The sequence below is a fragment of the Enterococcus sp. GPZ-007 genome, from assembly GCF_059374735.1.
Genome location: NZ_JCAFYN010000011.1, coordinates 1 through 20,239 on the forward strand (window position 1 = coordinate 1; position 20,239 = coordinate 20,239).

Below are 20,239 nucleotides of genomic sequence, written 5' to 3' on the forward strand. Positions count from 1 at the left end.
CATTGTTCGCTTTTAACTCATTTTACTTATTTTAATATTCTAGCTGCGTACCAAGCAGTGCCTTCTGATTTCCATCCTGCCTTAACTAAACTGTCTCTCTCAGAAGCTAATGGTGTGTAATGATGGCTATCTGCTTTTGCCGCCGCATTAGGATTATATAATCGATAAACTGGTGTGCTTCCACCGGAATACCAAGAAACCCCTTCGTATTTCCAACCTGCTTTGACTAAATTATCCTTTTCATAAGCATGAGGTGTGTAATGATGTCTTCCGTTATTCGGATTGTACATTCTGTATACCGAAGCTCCCGTTGATGGAGACACCCAACCAACACCTTCATAATTCCAACCAACATTAATCAAATTAATTGCTTCACTTGTTAATTGCGTATAGTGATGTTGGCCAGCGTTTTTATTGTAAAGTCTGAAAATAAAACGTTCATTCGCAGCTTGTCCCGTCGTACAAGGATAAACTTTTGGATCAGTGCTAGTTGCTTTTAAAATTCTTCTAGCAAAGCTTGGATAAAAATATTTAATATCAACGGAGGTAACATTTTGCCCTGGTTGAGGTGCATGGATCATTTGATTACTTCCGATGTAGATTCCAACGTGATAGGTTGCGCCTCTGCTACCATAAAAAAGTAAATCCCCTGGTTGTAAAGCGTTTAGATTAACTTCTGTACCATATTTCTCTTGATTGGTTGTTCCCATAGGTAATTCAACATTGACCGCTTGTTTGTAAACATATTTTACCAGCCCGCCACAATCAAAAGAGTTCGGACCAGAAGCTCCCCATACATACGGCTTTCCGATTTGAGCTCTCGCCTTCGAAACAACAGAGTTTTGTTGACTGGTTGCACGACTCATCGGCGGCAAATTTGCTGCTTCGATCTTAGGTATATTCATAATCTGTTCAAATTGCTGCTCAGTAAAGCCAGCTTGGAGCGCTTTTGATTTTTCAGAATAATGTGAATCCGTCGAATCATTCTCTTTCTTTTCTTCTTTTTGACTCTCTTTGTCAGCAGTTTCTTTTGTAACTTCTTTTACGGAACTATCCACTGTTTCGACACTTTTCAGTGCATTTGTCCTACTTTCTGAGCTTTGAATCGTACTGCTGCTCGTGATTTCGGTAGCAGTTGAAGAACTAACAGCTTCTTCAGCATTTGCCAATGTATTTGTCGCAAATGTAGTAACACTCAATAAAGACAGTGATGCACTAAACAAAATTAATTTAAAACTCTCTTTCATGTAAACTCCTTTTGTATTCATTCTTAGCGAACAATGAAATATGAGAAAAACTTCTTGAATGGCTGAAACAAAACTATTTGTAATGCCTGTTCTTGCTCACCTCGCTTTCATGGCTAAACTATAGATTAAACGCTTTGTGAAAAAAACAGGAATAGCCTCAATGGTCGATTTTTCACCTCAAAAACCGTTTATAGCCAAAAAAATACCGGAAACGACCAAATTCAGACCGTTCGCGATATAAGGCTTAACAAAAAGAAAGTATCCATTTAAAATTTTTCATAAAGGAGGAATGGTATGAACTCATCGATTTTCGTAGAATCCAATAAAGGGGCTGAAATTATTTCAGCCACAGATTTACTATACATCACAATTGATGCCAACAGAGAACATAACCTATGTTTTGTTACGAAGAAGAAAAAACACTATTGCAAAGGGGATTTGAACAACTTTGAAAATAGTCGTTTTAATTGGCTATTTCGCTGTCATCGTTCATTCATTGTTAATTTACTAACGATTAGGGAGGTTAACAAATATGAGCGACTCATTTATTTTTTGAATGACGATTCAAATAACAGTTGTCCTTTTTCAAGAAGAAAATACTCCCCATTAAAAGACTCGTTAAAAGAACTTTCTTTAACGGAAAACATAATGGAATGAATGGCTATACTTTAAAACTTTCATTTACCATTTCTTATTGTAGTTATAGGATAAATAGATTACAATTCATAAATAATGAGAATAAGATCACAAGAGGTGTTAACAATTGTCGCACAGCCTTACCCTATTTCTATTAAAGACCATTCAAGCTCAAAATTACATGAATAAAAGCTGAGTATGAGAACGTTAGCTATTCGTTAGAAATTTTGTTCATAAACATTTTTAAGAGCGTTCAAGTTTACACGACTGCTTTTATTTTTGGTGTACTAGCAGAAACATTTATCATGAACTTAGCATATGCCCTTTTGCGTTGGTCAGCTGGCGGGTGGCATGCGAAATCTTCCCTCAACTGCTCTATTTTTGGAATCATTTCGTTTGTTGGTATTCCATTCGCTTTACAAAAAACGGAATTTCTTTTGACTTTTCACTGGTCGCTGCTCTTATCCCTACTGATTCTATTTTGTGTTTTACTTTATGCACCAGCAGACACAGAAAAAAATCCCTTAGTTAGTGTAAGTGAACGGAAAAGAAAAAGAAGGCTGGCGCTTTTCACTACGACATTCCTTCTATGCATAGGTTTACTACTAGTAAAGAGTCCATTAAGAACGTTAATCATTATCGGGTTATTGGTGGAAATAATAATGATTCATCCACTATTTTATAAATTAACTAAAAGGAGTTACAAAAACTATGAAAAATATCAAGTACAACCATAATTATCTTCTGAGAGCAATTTCTAAAGTTCTTATTGCAGCTTCGATCTTACTATTAGATCATTCTTGTATTATCTGGGGATACGAACCAGATAATCCAAACATAAATAAAATGGTTTCTGATGAATAGAACAGTACTACTTGTAATAGTCGTCATAATCTTTGTTGAAAGCTTCTCCCAAATAGTCATATTTTCTAAGCTAATCAACAAAAGAATTCCAAAAAAATTTGTTATTATATTTCCGATAATTTCTGCTATTACATATTTTGTTTTTAATTTTGGGATTTATATAAGCACAGTAGCCTATTTTTTAATAGTTGGAAAAATTCTAGTTAAGAAGGACAATTATAATACAATTTGGTTTTACACTATTTATACAATTTTTTCTTATGCTGTGTTTGCATTTTTTATGAACTCATCAGTACAGTTCCTAATTGGTGAAAATACTTTTAGCCAATACATGTACCTAATCAATATGACCATATCTCCTCTTTTTTCAGTGGTATGCAATCTGATTTTGTTGCGTATACTTCGACCAAGTATCTCGTTTTTAGAAAAGAACCAAGACTCAGTGAATCAATACTTTTTTCTATTGATAAACAGTTTATTAACTGTTTGTTACACCATTCAAGTTGGAAACTATTGGATAGAACAATTTTTATTGACGGGGACTAATCCAATTCGAAAATATTTAATCGCAATTTTCATCTTGATTATCGTTATCTTAGTAGTTTATTTAAACCAAAAAACCCGTGAGTTAGACAAACAGCGCATTCAGCAATTGAAGGATAATCAACTAGCTGATCTAACCTCTTATGTCCAACAAATTGAATCCATGTACAGTGAGCTCCGAAGTTTTCGCCATGATTATCATAATGTTTTGATCAGTTTAAATGAAAGTATCAAATCAAAGGATATTTTTGTCATAGAGAAGACGTATAAAGAAATTTTGAATAGAGAGGGAATTACATTAGATGACGATCACTATTCGTTAGGGAAACTAGATAATCTAAAGACACTCCCCATCAAAGGGATTTTTTCTACCCATATCATTCAAGCTTGGCAGAAAAATATTCCAGTCCATTTAGAAATCGATGACACGATTCAAGACGAGCCGATTGAGATTTTAGATTATGTGCGTATTACTTCGATCTTATTAGATAATGCGATTGAAGCAGCTGAGAAAGCTAAAAAACCTTTTTTGACGATTGTTTTCTTGAAAGACGAATCGAAAAGAGAGCTTCAGCTAATTATAGAAAACGCTTGTCTTGATGAATCCATTGATATCACTAAAATTTTCAAAAAAGATTATTCAACAAAGGGTGAAAATCGTGGCTTAGGTTTAGCAACGGTCCATTCCATTCTACAAAACTATCCGAATCTTTCATTACAAACAGAATATCAAACAGGTTTGTTTCGACAAGTTTTGATATTCAAGGAGGAGCTTCCGCAATGAACATTTTCATATTAGAGGATGATATTCTGCAACAGCAACGCTTAACATTTATCATTGAAGAAATATTGTTGGAAAAACACTGGTCAGCCAAATCAATACTCACTACCTCGAGACCAGAACTTTTGTTAGAAAAAATACAAGAAACCGTTGAACAAAACATTTATTTTTTGGATATTGAAATAAATGGTGAAAAGAAAAAAGGCTTAGAAGTCGCAAGTCAAATTCGAAAAATGGATCCTTACGGAGTGATCGCCTTCATCACAACCCATTCTGAATTTGCGCCAATCACTTATGCTTATAAGGTTTCCGCTTTGGACTTTATTGCTAAGGACAATCCGGTCGATGATGTCAAAAAGCACTTGATTGGTTGTTTCGAGAGCCTCTTGAGTACGCGTTCAACTAGTAAAAAAGAAGAAACGTTTATGTTCAGTAACCAACACACGAGTTTTCAGGTTCCCTTTTCTGATATACACTATTTTGAAACAACCGAGATTTCTCATAAACTTCGTCTGATATGCAAGTCACGTTTAGTAAACTTTTACGCGACGCTTGGTGAGATCGAGAAATTGGACAGCCGTTTCATAAAGGTTCATCGCTCTTTTGTTGTCAATGTAGAGAATATCACTCATATTGATCGCTCAGAAGGATTAATCCATTTTGAAAACGACCATTCCTGCAGCATCTCACGAAGGAAAATCAAAACCGTACTTGAGAAAATGAAAAATGTGAATCCAATCGTCCAAAGTAAACAAAAAAAGAAAACCAACCTCAGAAAGGAATACTGAGAGCGGGTTTCTTTTTTTGTACAGGAAAAATTAACACTATGTTTCTTGATGTTAAGGAAATACCAAAATCTAAGAGTTCCACTTTTGTATCTATACCAATAATGGACATGTTTGAAAATTAGATCCGTTTTTCAGGTGCAGCTCAAAATCAAATTGATAAAAAAATTTCGAGCTCCTCAATTTTTTAACATTCGATACTCCTTCATACCAAAAATCTCATATCATCTATTCTACAAAACCGGCAGTTGATCTTCTCCAATCAAGCCATTTGCTAGACAATAGTGATAGATACCCTCGTCTGCTACGTGTCCGATGATTTCATCAGCGATTTCTTTTAAATCTTCGGATGCATTGTCCATCGCTAATCCCCAGCCAACGGCTTCAAGCATCTCAATGTCATTATTACCATCCCCGAAGGCAATCGCTTGAGATTTATCAAAGCCATAATAATCCAGCATTTGTCTGATCCCAGTTCCTTTACCGCTGCTAGTTGGAATAATGTCCACCGCGCGATCCCACCAAGCAGTAATCTTTGAATCAGTTGTCTGCTTCATTACTTCTGCGTACTCCTCTTTGCGAGCGCTAAGCATTAATTGAAAGATTTCCTCATTCTGTATGGTCGCATCAAAGTCCTCTGACACAATCACTGGTTGGTGAGCGAAAGCAAAATACTCAGCTAAATCCGCATCGGTACCGTTCGTAATCGTTTTGTCGCTTGAGGCGATCGCTACCGGACGGCTCAACATCTTCGCATTTTCGACAATCTGTTCCACGTCTTTCTGAGGGATTGGATTTTTATAGATGCTCTCCTTTTGGTTAAAACAATAAGACCCATTAAAGGTCAAAAAAGCATCAAATGTTAGGCCCTCAAACTTCGGCAAGGCGATCGGACTTCTACCCGTCGCAATGCAAAGAATAATTCCCTGCTCTTTAAGCGCTCTCAAAGTTGCTAGCATCTTCTCTGAAATTTGTTTTTTCTCCATATCAATCAACGTACCGTCTACATCAAAAAAAATAATTTTTACGTCGTTCATTATGCTCCACCTTCTCCTACTTACAATTCTGTGTATTTCATGTTCGATCTTCACTTTTCACCCATTTTCCCATAGACGATTGGTTTTTTCTGCTAAAAACGCGTATTTATTACTAATCTTTAATTTCTGTGACTTCGTTTTTTTGCATTATTGTCTGGAATACCTCTAAAAAAAGACCGAACACTTTGATCCTCGTGTTCGATCCGTTTTTACCTAACTAAGCTGATCCAGGACATTTGCTATCTCGTTCAAGACTTCTGGGTCAGTTTCAGTTTTTTCTAATTCCCGCAATAGACTAATTGTTTCATCCGGTGCTTTTTTTGTCAGCTGGCCCAAAGCCCAGACAGCGGTGCCGCGAATGACTGGACGCTGGTCCTGTAAACAGGCTTGAATTTCTGGCAGTGCTTCTTTGCCGCCGAGGTTGGCTAAGGCGATCAACGAATTGCGTTGCAGCGGTTTTTTTCCACGCCAGGAGCCGGCCAAATGTCCGAACTGTTCTTTGAATTCGCGATTCGAGATAGATAACAGCGGTGCTAGTTTAGGCTGGACTTCATCGACTTTTGGCTCCATCTCTTCATGAAAATGGAAATCTTTGCCGCGATTATACGGACAGACGAGCTGGCAAATATCGCAGCCATAGATCACATTACGCATTTTTTTCCGATATTGCTCCGGCATCATGCCCTTTGTTTGTGTTTGATAAGAGAGGCATTTTTTCGCATTCATGCGTCCGTCTCCCAATAAGGCTCCGGTTGGACAGCCCGTAATGCAACGTGTGCAATCACCGCAGCCGTTTGGGACTGGCTGATCTGGCTCAAACTGGATATTTGTGATGATTTCACCAAGATATACGAAAGAACCGTATTCCTCCGTAATCAATAATCCATTCCGGCCAATAAAACCCAAACCTGCTCGTTGAGCAACTGCGGTATCCACTAGCTCACCAGTATCAACCTGCGGTGCAAAGCGCCACTCAGCTTGAAGCTGCTCCGATTCAGCCTGCTCTTTAATAAAGGCAATCAGCTTTTTCAGCCGTTCTTCTAATATATTGTGATAATCCGTTCCCCACGAAGCTCGCGCAAATTGCCCACGTTTTTCATCGCAAGGAACTTTTTCGTGAATTTTGGTGGGATACGCCAAAGCAATCGCGATGATACTTTTGGGAGCTTCAAAGGTTTCTTCTGGATACAGCCGTTCTTTGATATTTTGGTGTTCAAAACCAGAAGTATGACCCAGCGAGCGCTGTTCAATCAAGGATTCCTCCAAATAATCGAAAGGCTCCGCGGTTGTAAAACCAATTTTATCGATCCCTAACTGCTTGCTTTCAGCGATGATCCGTTCTTTTAAGGTTTGCATCGTTCCACTCCTAGTTCGTATTAAGGAATTCATTTTTTTATAACCAAAAAATGAGTCTGGTTCTCACCACGTATGTCATTCTACTAAACCTGCTAAGACAAGCTCAGTAGAACCGATATCCTTATATGAATTACAGGGCTACTATATCACATCTTCTTTACTTGCAAAAGAAATCACCTGCTTCGACAGAGTGCTTTAAAAGTTTCCCAGCATCTTTTTTAAGTAATGATAGAAGTAACCATTCATCTGGTACACTCCACTCCAAACAGTCATCAATCCCATCATCTATCTCATAGACGGTTGCTGATATCCTTCTCTAGTTATGTAAAATGAATATCCGAAAGTTATAATGAAAAAGCTTTTTCCTTAGAATCTGATAATGGCTGAACGCTATTTTAATGAATCATTGCTTTATCACAAGAAAATAAGTTGATGACAAATCCTCTGTGGCTCCCCCTTCGAGCATTACAGAGAGGTTTGTACAGTGAGAGTAACATCGTTTAATTTCTCGACCCTGTATTTTCTCAAAATATTTCAATCCCTTGTCACTAATATAACGATTAATTAGCTAGTATAGGACTTATCTCCCCATTAAATATTAAGAATCCTTTAAGCAAAATAGAATAAGCAAAACTTTTTTTGATGCTTTTTCACCCTGTAAACACTATCAAATCAGCATTTCTACCCAATGCATAAAACCCAAAATGTGTCAAAGTGAGAAAAAATTTTTTTGCCTATGAAAAATGCACACTCATTTCATTTTAATGTGAGTAAAATCCCGGTACAAAGCTATTCCTAGAAAAAACGCGATGAAAATCGTGCAATTTTGCCCCCAAAAATGTAATTTTGCCCGTTTTGACCAAGTTTGTGTTGGGGTTTATCGTTTAGTCACCGGCCGGAATAAAAATTCAATCAAGAGAAAACAATGATGATTCAACACATCGGAAACAAACTACAAGTAGAGATCGACGCAGGTGGAGAAAAAGTGAAGAAAATCAGCTTCCAAAATGTGATCGAAAATCCAAGCGAAGAAAAAGTCCTTTAACTAGGAGAAATCATGAAAGGGTTATCTGTAGAAGGCAGCGAGCTATATGGCGTAGTTCTAACCAGCCAATCACGCTACACCAACTAACGAAAGGAGAAAAACGAATTCTAAAAATCGTCACAACATTCTAAAATAGCTTTGGCAAGAATCAAATCTGGAGTTTCAATAATCCAGACAGTACCAAAACAGACACTGAGATCAAGGGTCTGTTAGAACGCATGACGGAAGTGAAGCTTTGTCAGAAAAATGGCGCAGAACTCTTCCACACGGTGGAAAGCGCAGTACGTCGAAACGATTGAACGAATTATTTTTTAGGAAAAGCATTGAGGAGCGGCGGTAACGCGGCCGCCCTCCTCTACCATGAAAAAGAGAGGATGAGAACTTATGATGATTGTACAACCCCTGTCGTTCCGACAGCTATTTAACCTAAAACCGAAAACACTAGAAACCCGTATCACCAATTTTTATCAAGCTACACAAAACAGCAGTGTCACAATCCAATACATCTTAGCCATAAAGGCACGCAATCAGCTGGGAGCGACGGAGTTTGATCACTTTCTAAAGGATCTAGTCCGTGAACTGTTTATGAATACCAAGGCGACACGTACCATGAAACGGTTTTTCCATTATTTTGAGGATTACTTTATGGCACCCGAGTGGCAGACGTTGAGTTCGAAGATCGTTCCACAAAAAGTCTCACCACAAAAGAACTTTGGCGAAAAAGTCGTGTCAAAAGTCCGTTCCTTCTTTTCATTTGCCCGTCCCGAAGAAACCAATGAACCTTGAAAGAATAAGCTTTAACAAATAATCTACGCAGAAAAAATTGACAGAAAGGAAACAGAACAATGACCGAAGATTTAATTGTGACCTTTGGTAAAGGCGATGGCAGCACCCACGACTGGACCTATAAAGGTTTAGGCCCTGGCCTACAAACACCGAAGATCAAAGAAGCTTGCGAACTATTGACGAAGTTAGATATTTGTACACAAAACGGCGTAAAACTATTTGATTCAGTGGTAACGGCAAAAATCGTAACCCACATCGACACCGTGATGTTCGATTCGGAAACGGAGACGAAAGGTCTTACCTATTACGGAAAACCATCGCGAAAAACAAGCTGTGAAGAAGTGCGATGCTTTATTGCGGCGGATGAACTGGAAGAAAAACCGGCGGTACCAAAGCAAACGGTTTTGCCAATAACCTCATATGGTCGCTATTTCAAACAGTTAACAGCGATTGAACCAGCGGAAAAACCACAGATAAAAGTGGAGAAAGACGCTCTGCCACAACCAACAAGAAAGCTGAATGAAATTATTGAGCAAAATCATGATTCTGCAACACTGACTGAGCCTGATTCCAGCCAAGACACAAAAGTTCGAACCGGACTTCTGCAATGGCTCCACAGGGTCAGGAGGAAAAATAAAGAAGGACCAGAAATCCCTCGGGAATAGCCTTTTCGCGAGCAAATTCGATCATTGACAATTTCATAACTGCGTAGAAGAACAACTTTTTTACTGACATCTGCGACGAAAATCGCAGGTGTTTACAGACTATTTTAGAAAGGAGGTATGTACATGAACCTTTTAGCAAATGCATCAGGAGGAACCCTGATCGAATATTTATTCGGCGAAAGTGTATCGATTATGGGTGTTTTTCTGACGATGGTTGGACTGGATCTCACACTGGATACGTTAAAGCCTTAAAAAGTCATACTTGGGTGTCCTCCATTAATCTTTATGGACTGTTTACAAAATTTATCACCTTCTCCACCATCATCTGTACCGCGACACTAGACAAAATTGCGCCAACCGTTGGAGTTACTCTACCCATAAATGTCGCACTGATTTGGACGGCTTTACTAATTGTTTATGAAGTCGGCTCGATTCTGGAAAAAGCCCGTGAATTCGAATTGAAAATCACTTGGCTGCAGAAATGGCTGCGAATCTTTGAACGAGATGTTGGGGAAAAACTGATAAAGACGATCAAGAAAACGATGTCCGATGATGTCCGCGATAAGGAAGCGATTTGGAAGTTTCAGTATTCGCATATTAGCAATGATCACAATATAAGAAAAAACGGTATGGGTGCAGTCTCACACGAATACCGTTTTGAGTAGTTTCTAAATTCTTAGTCTTCATCTACCTTCTAAACTGCGCATCGTACAAGCCTCGATACGACCCGCCTTTTGCCATCAGCTCTTCATGGGTTCCTTGTTCTAAGATGCCTTCGGAGCTGACCACGACAATGCGGGTTGCGTGTTTGATCGAAGCTAATCGATGGGCAATAATCATGGTAGTCCGCCCTTTTGCTAAAGAATTTAGGGATTCTTGGATCACCTGCTCTGTTTCGGTATCTAAGGCTGAGGTTGCTTCGTCTAATATCAAGATTGGCGGATTTTTAAGGAACATCCGGGCAATCGCTACCCGTTGTTTTTGTCCGCCAGAAAGCTTGACGCCTCGTTCGCCGATCTGAGTATCGATCCCCTCTGGCATTTGGTCTAAGACGCCTTCAAGATGGGCAAGCTTCGCCGCTTTCATGATGTCTTCATCACTAGCGTCCAAACGTCCATAAGCGATATTTTCACGAATACTGCCGGGAAACAGGAAGACATCCTGCTGGACGATCCCGATTTGATTGCGGAGAGAAGCGAGCGTCATATCACGGATGTCTTGGTTGTCGATCGTAATCCTCCCATCAGTGACTTCATAAAAGCGTGGCAATAAATTACACAAGGTAGTTTTCCCCGAGCCGCTTTGACCGACAAAGGCCACAGTTTCTCCGGGTTGAATGGCTAGGTTCACGTGATTTAGCACTTTTTTGCCATCTGCATACGAGAAGGAAACATCCTCATACTTGATATCACCAGATAAATGCGTCACATTTACCGCATTCGGCTGGTCAACGATAGTGGGCTTTTTGTCTAGCTCTTCTGTTAGACGTTTGAAGCCAGCGATCCCTTTAGGGTAGCTTTCGATCATGGTGTTAACCTTTTCGATCGGACGAACAAAGACATTTGCCAGTAAAATAAATCCGACAAATTGTCCATTCGTCAATTCACCTTGAATCACATAATAAGACCCAAAAATCAGTGTAAACAAGTTAATCAAGCGAATCAGCAAATAGTTATAAGCGGAACTGACCGCCATGATTCGATAGAAGAGAATCTTTGACTTGCGGTAGGCCTCACTCAGACCGCCAAATTTGTGATACTCGTGTTCTTCATTAGCGAAAGATTGCGTGACCCGAATTCCGCTGACGGATGCTTCAACACCCGCATTAAATTCTCCTAAATCTTCATAAATCCGCGTGTTGACATTGGTCATTTTCTTATTGAAAAAGACTAACGCGAATGTGATCAATGGCAGCAAGGCAAAGGTCGCGAGTGCTAATTTCACATGGGTATTGAGCATCAATAGGAATGAACCCACCAGTGTCATAACTGTAATAAAGACATCCTCCGGACCATGATGCGCGACTTCCGATATTTCGAATAAATCCGTTGTTAGGCGACTGATCAGTTTTCCAGTCTTTTGATTGTCGTAATATTCATAGGGCTGCGTCTGCAAATGGGCAAATAATTCGCGCCGCATATCGGTTTCGATGTTGACACCCAATTTGTGTCCAAAAAAGACCACAATATATTGCAGGATCGTATTCAACACATAAAAGGAAAAGAGCGCGAAGCAAGCCAACAAAACCACGCGAAATTCTTTTTGCGGCATGATTTTATCGATCACCTGATTCACCGCCACTGGAAACGCCAGCTCCAACAAACCAGCAAACACCGCACAGGTGAAGTCCAAAATAAACAGACTCTTATATGGACGATAATAACTAAAAAAACGTTTTAACATCTTTGTGACTCCTTTGCGAAAAATTTGAATCTTAAAAAGTATGCTTGTTCAAGAACTCTGTTCATTATAGCAATATCCTAGAAAAAACAGAGAAAATTTTGCATCAATTTGATAAAAAAGCATTTCGGGATCGCGCTGATTACTACTCAAAAAGATCCTTTATCTCTCTTGGACTCACTTCCACCCACTGCTTTTCTAACCGCAGTTTCATCTCATCGCAGCAAAACGCCTCTTTCACTGGCTCCGTTAATAAAATGATTCGGATATTTTTTCCATGGATAAGATTTTGCATCAAGAAATAGGTCAGCTCAGAAAAACTCGCGGCACCAATATAACCTGATACACCGTTTTTATCCTGATTATTTAGAAAAAAATATCTGCAGTCTCGATATTTTTAAAAAATAACGTTAGAATTTCGGGATATTCTTCTGCCAGATTTCCACTTGACCTTGGGTAATCGACCACTTCTATTCCAGCCTGTTCGAACTCTTCCTGCAGCTTCTGATAATCCTTTTGAAAAGCAATGCTTCCTGATATGACGGCTCTCATCACGCATCCTCCAACTCTCTTCATAGTTCAACTTAGATCCTCTAAATGAATTACCCCATCAATTGATTTAGGATGTTACTCCCCTGATTTTGTATTCGATAGTTGATAAATCAAGAAAATCATGACTATTTCCCGTTAAACTCATACCTCGTTTGACGAAAACAACCCCTTCAGCATAATCTTGAACACAACAGCGATCAAAAATGAACTGGAATTTGAAGCGAAATACCCAACCTTCAACGCCGCAGTTGCTGCGGATGCATTATAGATATCAAAAAAAAAGTAAAAACGCGAGCCGTTTCTACTCTTTTTTGATGTCTTGCAGCAGACTCATCAATTCAAAGCCGGTGTTCACCTTCGAATAGATCGAGCAAACCACAAACAGGCGTTTACCAGCAAAGTCGACGTTTTTGAAGCGTCTTGAGGATGCCGGAATATGATGATGCCCATGAATCGCGCCAATAATATTGTATTTTTTGAATAGTTCTTCGATTCTTGGTTCTTCACAAATATAATCCTTATTATAAGCATCGCTGGTTTCTGGCAGCAGGCTTAATTCATTGAACAAAGGCGCGTGAGAGACGATCACCGTTGGTATCTCAACATCTTCATCTAAGATTTTCTCCAATGATTCTAAAATAAAGCGTTGGAGCGCCTCTTTTCGTCTGACTAATGCCACCGGGATCGTCAGTCCGACATAGCGAACCCCCTCATGAATCAGACTGGCATTATTCAGCAGCTGCATTTTCGGAAAGCGATTAGCGATTTCTGATTTGACCACTTCATAAAACTCGTGCTCGCCTGTTGGCAATAAATACCACGCCTCATCTGGATCAGCCAGAAGTTCTTTGAACCATTCATAATTGAAAAACGGGCGCCATTTATCCCACGCTGCATCTGTTCGACCGGTCGTTTCAGGTAAAACATCGACTAATTCGTGCCCGCCAATGACATAAAGTCCTTCGATTTCTGGGTCTTTTACATGAGAATCCGACACATCACCCACCAACACATTGAAATTCCGATTAACAAATGGCAGTTTTCCTTCTTTGGCGTGAATATCCGAAACCACGTTAACTATATTACGATTCTCAGTCGAGTGAACATTTTTGAAATATTTTTCCGCTTCATCCGGATGGACGCTGTGAGCGATGTAATTTTCTCGTGTTCTAGCCAGTTCCTCGCCATATTCTGAGCGTAAAAGCGGCTGGGTATTGACCTGTTGAACGGCTTCCGTGGTAGCCAAGGCATTTTCGACCCCCTGCTTCACTTCTTGCGGCAGTAAGGACAAAGCTGATTCAATATCGGAATGGATCGTCAAGCCCTTATCAAGCAATAGCTGATCTTGTCCCACTGCATCTAACAATTGAACATCTTTCCCGTCAATCATCAACGGCAACGAATTCGCCACTTGAACGACAAAATTTAAATACTCAGAGATATAACCCGCAATCCCGGTTTTGACATTTTCGCTAAAGAGAAATTTACCAGCGAGATTGGCAGACAGCGGCCCGGTCTCATCATGCTGCATCAGCCGTCCGGCAATTTGGATCTCCAACAGCGGATTCTGTAAAATCGCCTTGTAGGCTTGCTTGACTTCAAAGGAATTTTCCGCAACGCGATTCCCCGTCACTTGGAAGATGCTCAGCGTTAAATATTTCTCGACTGTCGTTTGATGAAGCTCAATGTAGCGCCGAATTTCTTCTGGATGCAGTAAATATTGGATCGCGGCCCGTTGAATATAATTTCGAGCCGTATCATAAGGAATCGCGGAATACACCAGATCCCCCTTCGAAGAGATCGCCATCGAATGATTCCGCGTATTATAGGTTAATTGAAAATAATCATTTTTAAAAACCGTCTTATTGACCGGGCGTCGTTTGTTTTCAGGATACAGCTCGATCCGTTCGGCCAGCATTGGCGGAAGCGCCGCCTGCATAAGCTGATTTCGTTGTTCAACCAATTGATTGATCGGATCCTTCTTTGATTTCATGGAATCACCTCTCTTGGCGTTGCTCTCCTGTATATTAAACCTATTATAGCGTGCCTCGTCAAATCAAGGAATAGCTAGCTCACGTTAGAGTATTCATTTTTTCTTCAGACATCATTAGGCTACACAGCACAATCGCTTTTTTCTCTATCAAAAAACGAGTTACGTTCGATCAGTAATCCCTGCGAAAAGCGTCACTCGCAAAAATCGTTTAGAGTCGCAACACTCTAAACGATTCATCAACTAGTTATCTTCGAACATTCATTTTTCGGACGGTTTTACTGAGGTCCTTTAGCCACGCTTCCTTTTTCTGCAAATAAGCCGTTTTATCATTGGTAAACTGCGCTTCCTCAAGGAGCTTGAGATAGCTTTCCCAGCGTTCAGGTGCCAGTTCACCATTTGCCAGCGCTTCTTTGATAGCACAGCCCGGCTCACTTTGATGGTGACAATCCTTGAATTTACAGTTGCCAAAATAGGCTTCTACATCGGCAAAGGTTTGCTCCAATCCTTTAGAAACATCCCACATACCAACCTCTCGCATGCCGGGTGTATCAATGATCTTTGCACCGTTGTCCAGAGTAAATAGCTGGCGATGGCTGGTCGTATGCCTGCCGCGGCTGTCATCCTCCCGAACGGCCTGTGTCTCCATAATTTCTTTCCCCAGCAAACGATTGATCAAGGTTGATTTGCCCACACCCGATGAACCAACTAGTACCACCGTTTTCTCTGGTTGCAAATATTGCCTTAGCTCAGCCAGTCCTTCAGAAGTCACTGCACTGATTGGATACACTTCGGTGCCAAGCGCGATCTCTTGGGCTTCCGCAAGCTGCTCCGAATACTCTTGGATTTTATCTGTTTTCGTTAATAGCACGATTGGAACCCCGCCGGATTGCCAGCCGAGTGTCAAGTAACGTTCCAACCGGCGCGGATTAAAATCATGATTCAACGATTGCAAGATGAAAATATAATCAAAATTCGCCGCAATCATTTGCTCTCGCCCTTCTGCCGAATCCATCCGCGACAAGGCAGAACTGCGGGGGAATGTCCGCAAAATAATACTGTGGTCTTTTCCCTGCCAGTCGATCGCGACGTAATCCCCTGTCGTCGGGTAGATTTCCTCCTCCAAGTCATAATGACCGCGCTTGACTCGGGCAAAACCACTGCCTTTATCACAAGCAATTTCAAATAAATCTTTATGCACCGCTGTCACCTGCGCAATTATTTCTGTTTGATTGTCCTTAGTTGTTTTCATAGATGATCTCTTCTCCTTTTTGATTAGAGATATCTGCCAAAAATAAATGGTTCACCTAAAAGTATACGAAAAAAAGACGATAGTCATACTATCGCCTGAGAATTCAACATTATGATTCACTCGACAGATATCACTTCTATAAGCACACCAAATAAACCTAGGTCTATTTGATTATTCAGCTCATTGAATTAGATACCTGCGACACTCACAAGACATACTCCATTCTTAAATAGGTGGATTTATTTTCACTATCAGTATATCAAACACACATAAACAAAGGCAATGTTAAAAAATGACGAATCCAAGAATTTTATAATGCTTTCCTGCGTAATTTACTTAAACAGAAAAATAACAAATGATATGCACCTTTAATAATTTCATTTCGTAATAAATTATTGAAGAGAATGATTCTTCAATCAGTGTTAGCATGTCATAGGAAAAGGATGGGATATTGATGGAATACATTATTGGCAATGAAATTACGACGATCGACTGCCACGGGGAGAAAGTAACAGGAATCATTGAACGAATCAATGTAAATACGATCATTGTCGGGACGACAACGATGAAATATGTCTGTCTCAAAAACCAGAAAAGTGCATAATAATAGGCAACGTACTCGGTTATGGTACGTTGCCTTCTTAGAATTTTCCATACATTTTTAATCAAGCTTACTATTGACGTAAAGAAATTGAATACCTAACAAAACTCCAAGGAAAACAGCATTTGCGATCAAAAATAGATCCTCTGACCATGGTCGTATCAGTAGCGTAAACACGAGTTGGACACCGCCAAAAACAAACGAAGAATTTCTGACAGCCAGCTGCGCTTTCCTCCAATTTTCTGGATTTTTCACTGCTCTAGTTGAGCGAAAGCCGTAGACTGATTGCCTTCGATAGTGATCCTTTTGAGCGATCACCGTCTCTAAAACAGGCATAAATACTAAAAAAGGATGTGTGTTTTTCTGGAAGTAACATCGACCATTAGTATGCCATTATTTCTTTTATTATTAGTAATTATTTTTGCTTTCGCCACTTATCGTATATTTATCTTTCGTAGATATGATCTGCTCTTTCCTTTTTTCCGAGGAGATAGCCAAAGCGGGAAAGCAATTGTCCAATGTACTAGCATCATCGTCTACATCACTGCTTTATCATTCATCGCTATCAGCTCATGGTTATGTTTCCAATAATCAGTTAAAATCTAACGAGAATTTTTGAACAGCACTCGACTCTTGGTTGAGTGCTATTTTATTTGCCCACGAAATGAAAATCTAAAAATCATTTTACGATATACTGGAAATACGGAATGTCAGCACCTCTGACATCCTTAAAGGAACTTTGCCACAAGCGCGATCTTTAAATAAGCAAGAAATTTTCTATCATAGAAGTAGAGGGAGGAAAAAATGAAAAACTTTTCTAATCGATTAAAAGAGGAACGAAAGCGACAAAATATGACTCAGCAGGATTTAGCAGATCAGCTTCATGTCTCAAGGACAAGTATTTCCAATTGGGAGGTTGGCAGAAATTATCCTGATCTGGAAGTCCTTGTTCGATTGAGCGAAGTACTGAATCTCTCACTGGATCATTTATTGAAGGAGGATATCGATATGGTAGAAGATTACTCGCAAAAAATTAAAACAAGTAAGAAAAAAAGTACCATCATTAAGGTTTTAGCGGGAATACTGATCGGGCTTTTTGTTGTTACAGGTTTGAGTTTGAAACTTTTTGTGGTTGGCTGGGACGTTGAAAGTAAGAATGTTCGTATTGACTATGCAAAGACACCCGATAATAATGCGACTCTTAGAATTGGTTCAAAAAATAATCGTAAAGTCGAACTGGTAAAAAATGGCTCGGACGAAATGCGGGTTGTTGAAAAATTCGAACCCTTCTTTATAAAACGATCACAGAAATTCAGCTACTACTCTATTCATTCAACTACTGAGCAATTTCAACAATTAAAGTTCAAAGATAGGAAAGTCTCGATTAACTGGACGATCATTAATAACGCGGACAAACAATATCGCTATCAAAAATACCCGCTGTGAGAACTTAACAAACGTAAAGCCGAATGACCATTTACTTTCTAAATTGAAAGCTAATGGTCATTCGGCTTTATTATCGTAATGCAGAGAAGCTTTTTTGGGGCTCCTCATAATTTTATTTTCCTAAGCCCGTTACTTCACAAAATTATCGGTGACATCCACCACAATCACATTCTCTTCCAGTAAACACAACTCCTCCATTAACAGGCGTTTCATCTCTTCCTTCGTCAGCAGCGATCTCCCTCTGAAGACCCCTTCTCCATAAACCTGCCAAGTCGCGGCGTCTTTGATTTTTGCATGTTGGATAATATTTGGTGCAGGTTCTACTTTGATTGAGACAATTAAGTCATAGTGAACTGCGTCATTTTTTGTTGAATCTCTTGAGTGCTTCATCAGCAAGTAAATGATAACAAACACTAAAATTGCACCAATAATTAGTAGTACTTTTCCCATTTTTTCACCCCATCACTTTTAACAAAAGAAGCGACACGCCACAATACAATTAAGTATATTTTCTGCCTACTGATCACAAAACTTCTTTTAATAATGAAACAACTCTTTTTGTCATCCTAATGAAATAGAAATTACGGAAAAATGTTTAAACAAAAAAGAAGCTCAATTTTGAGTTCTCCCTTCTTAACCCTCAATCACACTCCTGAATCGTCACCCGATAGCTGTTGACTACTCCGGCTTCTGCGATATTAACCTGAACGGTATCAACATCTTTGCGTTCGATCATTTTTGGCAGTAAATATTGTTCGATCACTTCCTCTTCGATGATCCCCTTTTCGAAATAATCGGTCTGAAAGATTTCTTCATTCGCGTGTTCAGCGTCAGACTCAAAGATATAATCTACGATGACACCGCTTTCTTTTTTGCTGTCTCTAATCAGCCAATGACGTCTGGCCAGACTTTCGCCAAAGCTGCCTAATATCAAAGCAACATCAGCGTCGTGTTCCCAATCGAAATCAGGATCATTTTTCATTAAAAGCTGCTGAATCTCATTGATCTGTTCCGCGTTGATGTTCACTTGGGTCAACTCATAATTGTCGCTTTCAGGCGGCTCCATTATTTTGTAGAGCAGGTTCCCCGATTGATCCAAAATATTGAACTTGATCAATACCTCGTCCTTCAGCGTATTGATCCAAATCACGTGACTCGCTTGATACTCCCCGAACAGCTGGCGTCTTTTTTGATACTTGACTCTCATACTGACCACCTCCCAAACCTTCGTCCTTTTACTCAGTATAATTTAAAGTACGCCATCTGCCTAGAGCACTACTCGCAAGAAAAATGCTTTTTATTTATAAAAAACAAATCAATTGACCACTTCGCGCGTTTCATAAAAAAGGAGCTACAAAAACTCCTCCAACAAGCTTTGATATTTCCATATATTCAAGCTTTAGTCAGTAAATCCCTTTTATAAGACTCATTCCTGGATCGTCACTAAATAACTATTGACCACTCCAGCTTTAGCGATATAGACACGGAACCGGTCACAATCCTCCCGTTCAAGAAGCTTTGGTAGTAAGTAGTCCTCAATCACATAATCTTCGGTCACATCCTTTTTAAAATGGACTGTTTCAGAAAAATTCTCGCCATCTAATCCTTTACTGGAATCAAAACCGAACTTTATAATGACATCCTCAGTTTTATTACTTTTACGCGCCAATGAATGGCATGTGGCCAGTCTATAAGAAAAATATCCTAGCACGATAGACATACTTTTTTCATTCTCGTAATCAAAATAATCTTGCCATTCCTCCTCAAGCTCGCCGTCCCCTTCCATTATAAATGCTGTGATTTCTTTGAGTTCCTCTACTGTCAAATCATTATCGAAAATTTCAAATTCCTCCTCATCTGGCAATTCTAAGATCCGATAGAGGATATTGCCTTCCTTATCCACAACATCGCATTTGAACAATAATTGATTATCTAATGTCGTGATCCAAACGACCCGAGTCGCACGATACTCGCCAAACGGGTGCTTATTCTTTACATATTTTATCTTCATCTGTCTATCTCCCACCTCAAGCTACCTATTTCAATAGTAGAAAAAAGCAATCCAACCGCTTTCATAAATCTGCATGAATCTTCGCACCTTTTGCTGCAGATTTCTATTATCAGTATAAGGGTATCAAAGCCGACTGACTAGAGAAAACACAATAGTAAAAAAACTAATTATTTAGAATAAAATAAATCTATTGACAACTTCACCAAAACGCCAATTGAATCACAAAAAAAACTCTAACTTTA

The 20,239-nt window shown here is 39.4% G+C and carries 21 protein-coding genes; 10 read left to right on the forward strand and 11 right to left on the reverse strand.

The annotated features are described in order from the left end of the window. Positions 1–26 precede the first annotated feature (26 nt). Positions 27–1,247: an NlpC/P60 family protein gene (locus AC4J95_RS07670; RefSeq protein WP_494549351.1), complete on the reverse strand. Its 1,221-nt coding sequence runs from the start codon at positions 1,245–1,247 to the stop codon at positions 27–29. A 294-nt stretch (positions 1,248–1,541) separates the two neighbouring features. Between AC4J95_RS07670 and AC4J95_RS07675 the strand changes: the two genes are divergently transcribed. From AC4J95_RS07675 to AC4J95_RS07690, 4 genes are all read left to right on the forward strand, one after another. Then, positions 1,542–1,904, forward strand: coding sequence for a LytTR family DNA-binding domain-containing protein (locus AC4J95_RS07675; protein ID WP_494549352.1), 363 nt, complete (start codon positions 1,542–1,544; stop codon positions 1,902–1,904). 206 nt (positions 1,905–2,110) lie between these two features. Further along, positions 2,111–2,620, forward strand: coding sequence for an accessory gene regulator B family protein (locus AC4J95_RS07680; RefSeq protein ID WP_494549353.1), 510 nt, complete (start codon positions 2,111–2,113; stop codon positions 2,618–2,620). A 569-nt stretch (positions 2,621–3,189) separates the two neighbouring features. Continuing rightward, positions 3,190–4,074 (forward strand): sensor histidine kinase, encoded by an 885-nt coding sequence (locus tag AC4J95_RS07685; RefSeq protein WP_494549354.1) that lies wholly within the window; start codon positions 3,190–3,192, stop codon positions 4,072–4,074. Then, entirely contained in the window at positions 4,071–4,859 is a 789-nt protein-coding gene (locus tag AC4J95_RS07690; protein ID WP_494549355.1) for a response regulator transcription factor, read from the forward strand. Before AC4J95_RS07685 ends, AC4J95_RS07690 begins: the two co-directional genes overlap by 4 nt. Before the next feature lie 230 nt (positions 4,860–5,089). Here AC4J95_RS07690 and AC4J95_RS07695 read toward each other — a convergent pair whose 3' ends face one another. Together AC4J95_RS07695 and queG are read right to left on the reverse strand one after the other, a co-directional pair. Continuing rightward, positions 5,090–5,893 (reverse strand): Cof-type HAD-IIB family hydrolase, encoded by an 804-nt coding sequence (locus tag AC4J95_RS07695; protein ID WP_494549356.1) that lies wholly within the window; start codon positions 5,891–5,893, stop codon positions 5,090–5,092. A gap of 213 nt (positions 5,894–6,106) precedes the next feature. Continuing rightward, entirely contained in the window at positions 6,107–7,249 is a 1,143-nt protein-coding gene (gene queG / locus AC4J95_RS07700; RefSeq protein WP_494549357.1) for a tRNA epoxyqueuosine(34) reductase QueG, read from the reverse strand. Positions 7,250–8,678: 1,429 nt separating this feature from the next. Here queG and AC4J95_RS07705 point away from each other — a divergent pair. The 4 genes from AC4J95_RS07705 (at position 8,679) to AC4J95_RS07720 (ending at position 10,410) form a co-directional block, all read left to right on the forward strand. Then, positions 8,679–9,080: a hypothetical protein gene (locus tag AC4J95_RS07705; protein ID WP_494549358.1), complete on the forward strand. Its 402-nt coding sequence runs from the start codon at positions 8,679–8,681 to the stop codon at positions 9,078–9,080. Positions 9,081–9,139: 59 nt separating this feature from the next. Beyond that, the gene (locus AC4J95_RS07710; protein WP_494549359.1) at positions 9,140–9,745 is read left to right on the forward strand and encodes a DUF2922 family protein; all 606 of its coding nucleotides are present in this window, start codon (positions 9,140–9,142) and stop codon (positions 9,743–9,745) included. A 123-nt stretch (positions 9,746–9,868) separates the two neighbouring features. Then, positions 9,869–9,997 carry a hypothetical protein gene (locus AC4J95_RS07715; protein ID WP_494549360.1) on the forward strand — a complete coding sequence of 43 codons (129 nt, stop codon included), beginning with the start codon at positions 9,869–9,871 and terminating at the stop codon, positions 9,995–9,997. Between the two features lie 14 nt (positions 9,998–10,011). Beyond that, the gene (locus AC4J95_RS07720; RefSeq protein WP_494549361.1) at positions 10,012–10,410 is read left to right on the forward strand and encodes a phage holin family protein; all 399 of its coding nucleotides are present in this window, start codon (positions 10,012–10,014) and stop codon (positions 10,408–10,410) included. A 22-nt stretch (positions 10,411–10,432) separates the two neighbouring features. On the opposite strand, the gene AC4J95_RS07725 is transcribed toward AC4J95_RS07720, so the two are convergent. The 4 genes from AC4J95_RS07725 to rsgA form a co-directional block, all read right to left on the reverse strand. Then, complete coding sequence (locus AC4J95_RS07725; RefSeq protein ID WP_494549362.1) at positions 10,433–12,148, reverse strand: ABC transporter ATP-binding protein; 1,716 nt, start codon at positions 12,146–12,148, stop codon at positions 10,433–10,435. 363 nt (positions 12,149–12,511) lie between these two features. Further along, entirely contained in the window at positions 12,512–12,697 is a 186-nt protein-coding gene (locus AC4J95_RS07730) for a hypothetical protein (RefSeq protein WP_494549363.1), read from the reverse strand. A 301-nt stretch (positions 12,698–12,998) separates the two neighbouring features. Beyond that, positions 12,999–14,690: a metallophosphoesterase family protein gene (locus tag AC4J95_RS07735; protein WP_494549364.1), complete on the reverse strand. Its 1,692-nt coding sequence runs from the start codon at positions 14,688–14,690 to the stop codon at positions 12,999–13,001. A gap of 244 nt (positions 14,691–14,934) precedes the next feature. Continuing rightward, the gene (gene rsgA / locus AC4J95_RS07740; RefSeq protein ID WP_494549365.1) at positions 14,935–15,939 is read right to left on the reverse strand and encodes a ribosome small subunit-dependent GTPase A; all 1,005 of its coding nucleotides are present in this window, start codon (positions 15,937–15,939) and stop codon (positions 14,935–14,937) included. Positions 15,940–16,393: 454 nt separating this feature from the next. Between rsgA and AC4J95_RS07745 the strand changes: the two genes are divergently transcribed. Further along, on the forward strand, positions 16,394–16,543 hold the full coding sequence (locus AC4J95_RS07745; RefSeq protein ID WP_494549366.1) for a hypothetical protein: 150 nt from the start codon (positions 16,394–16,396) through the stop codon (positions 16,541–16,543). 57 nt (positions 16,544–16,600) lie between these two features. Here the strand turns inward: AC4J95_RS07745 and AC4J95_RS07750 are convergent, their stop codons facing one another. Then, positions 16,601–16,876, reverse strand: a complete 276-nt coding sequence (locus AC4J95_RS07750; protein ID WP_494549367.1) for an SdpI family protein — start codon at positions 16,874–16,876, stop codon at positions 16,601–16,603. Positions 16,877–17,344: 468 nt separating this feature from the next. Between AC4J95_RS07750 and AC4J95_RS07755 the strand changes: the two genes are divergently transcribed. Then, a complete protein-coding gene (locus AC4J95_RS07755) occupies positions 17,345–17,986 on the forward strand; it encodes a helix-turn-helix domain-containing protein (RefSeq protein WP_494549368.1) in 642 nt (213 codons plus the stop codon). Between the two features lie 129 nt (positions 17,987–18,115). On the opposite strand, the gene AC4J95_RS07760 is transcribed toward AC4J95_RS07755, so the two are convergent. From AC4J95_RS07760 to AC4J95_RS07770, 3 genes are all read right to left on the reverse strand, one after another. Next, positions 18,116–18,436: a hypothetical protein gene (locus tag AC4J95_RS07760; protein ID WP_494549369.1), complete on the reverse strand. Its 321-nt coding sequence runs from the start codon at positions 18,434–18,436 to the stop codon at positions 18,116–18,118. 190 nt (positions 18,437–18,626) lie between these two features. Beyond that, positions 18,627–19,193, reverse strand: coding sequence for a hypothetical protein (locus AC4J95_RS07765; RefSeq protein WP_494549370.1), 567 nt, complete (start codon positions 19,191–19,193; stop codon positions 18,627–18,629). Positions 19,194–19,412: 219 nt separating this feature from the next. After that, a complete protein-coding gene (locus AC4J95_RS07770; protein ID WP_494549371.1) occupies positions 19,413–19,997 on the reverse strand; it encodes a hypothetical protein in 585 nt (194 codons plus the stop codon). Positions 19,998–20,239 lie beyond the last annotated feature (242 nt).

What these genes read in the sequence shown, in the direction of transcription:
- AC4J95_RS07765 (WP_494549370.1), bottom strand. Translation starts at nt 19,193, where the DNA reads ATGAGAGTCAAGTATCAAAAAAGACGCCAGCTGTTCGGGGAGTATCAA.
- queG (WP_494549357.1), bottom strand. Translation starts at nt 7,249, where the DNA reads ATGCAAACCTTAAAAGAACGGATCATCGCTGAAAGCAAGCAGTTAGGG.
- AC4J95_RS07755 (WP_494549368.1), top strand. Translation starts at nt 17,345, where the DNA reads ATGAAAAACTTTTCTAATCGATTAAAAGAGGAACGAAAGCGACAAAAT.
- AC4J95_RS07670 (WP_494549351.1), bottom strand. Translation starts at nt 1,247, where the DNA reads ATGAAAGAGAGTTTTAAATTAATTTTGTTTAGTGCATCACTGTCTTTA.
- AC4J95_RS07745 (WP_494549366.1), top strand. Translation starts at nt 16,394, where the DNA reads ATGGAATACATTATTGGCAATGAAATTACGACGATCGACTGCCACGGG.
- AC4J95_RS07770 (WP_494549371.1), bottom strand. Translation starts at nt 19,997, where the DNA reads ATGAAGATAAAATATGTAAAGAATAAGCACCCGTTTGGCGAGTATCGT.
- AC4J95_RS07695 (WP_494549356.1), bottom strand. Translation starts at nt 5,893, where the DNA reads ATGAACGACGTAAAAATTATTTTTTTTGATGTAGACGGTACGTTGATT.
- rsgA (WP_494549365.1), bottom strand. Translation starts at nt 15,939, where the DNA reads ATGAAAACAACTAAGGACAATCAAACAGAAATAATTGCGCAGGTGACA.
- AC4J95_RS07705 (WP_494549358.1), top strand. Translation starts at nt 8,679, where the DNA reads ATGATGATTGTACAACCCCTGTCGTTCCGACAGCTATTTAACCTAAAA.
- AC4J95_RS07730 (WP_494549363.1), bottom strand. Translation starts at nt 12,697, where the DNA reads ATGAGAGCCGTCATATCAGGAAGCATTGCTTTTCAAAAGGATTATCAG.
- AC4J95_RS07710 (WP_494549359.1), top strand. Translation starts at nt 9,140, where the DNA reads ATGACCGAAGATTTAATTGTGACCTTTGGTAAAGGCGATGGCAGCACC.
- AC4J95_RS07735 (WP_494549364.1), bottom strand. Translation starts at nt 14,690, where the DNA reads ATGAAATCAAAGAAGGATCCGATCAATCAATTGGTTGAACAACGAAAT.
- AC4J95_RS07675 (WP_494549352.1), top strand. Translation starts at nt 1,542, where the DNA reads ATGAACTCATCGATTTTCGTAGAATCCAATAAAGGGGCTGAAATTATT.
- AC4J95_RS07690 (WP_494549355.1), top strand. Translation starts at nt 4,071, where the DNA reads ATGAACATTTTCATATTAGAGGATGATATTCTGCAACAGCAACGCTTA.
- AC4J95_RS07715 (WP_494549360.1), top strand. Translation starts at nt 9,869, where the DNA reads ATGAACCTTTTAGCAAATGCATCAGGAGGAACCCTGATCGAATATTTA.
- AC4J95_RS07725 (WP_494549362.1), bottom strand. Translation starts at nt 12,148, where the DNA reads ATGTTAAAACGTTTTTTTAGTTATTATCGTCCATATAAGAGTCTGTTT.
- AC4J95_RS07760 (WP_494549369.1), bottom strand. Translation starts at nt 18,436, where the DNA reads ATGGGAAAAGTACTACTAATTATTGGTGCAATTTTAGTGTTTGTTATC.
- AC4J95_RS07750 (WP_494549367.1), bottom strand. Translation starts at nt 16,876, where the DNA reads ATGCCTGTTTTAGAGACGGTGATCGCTCAAAAGGATCACTATCGAAGG.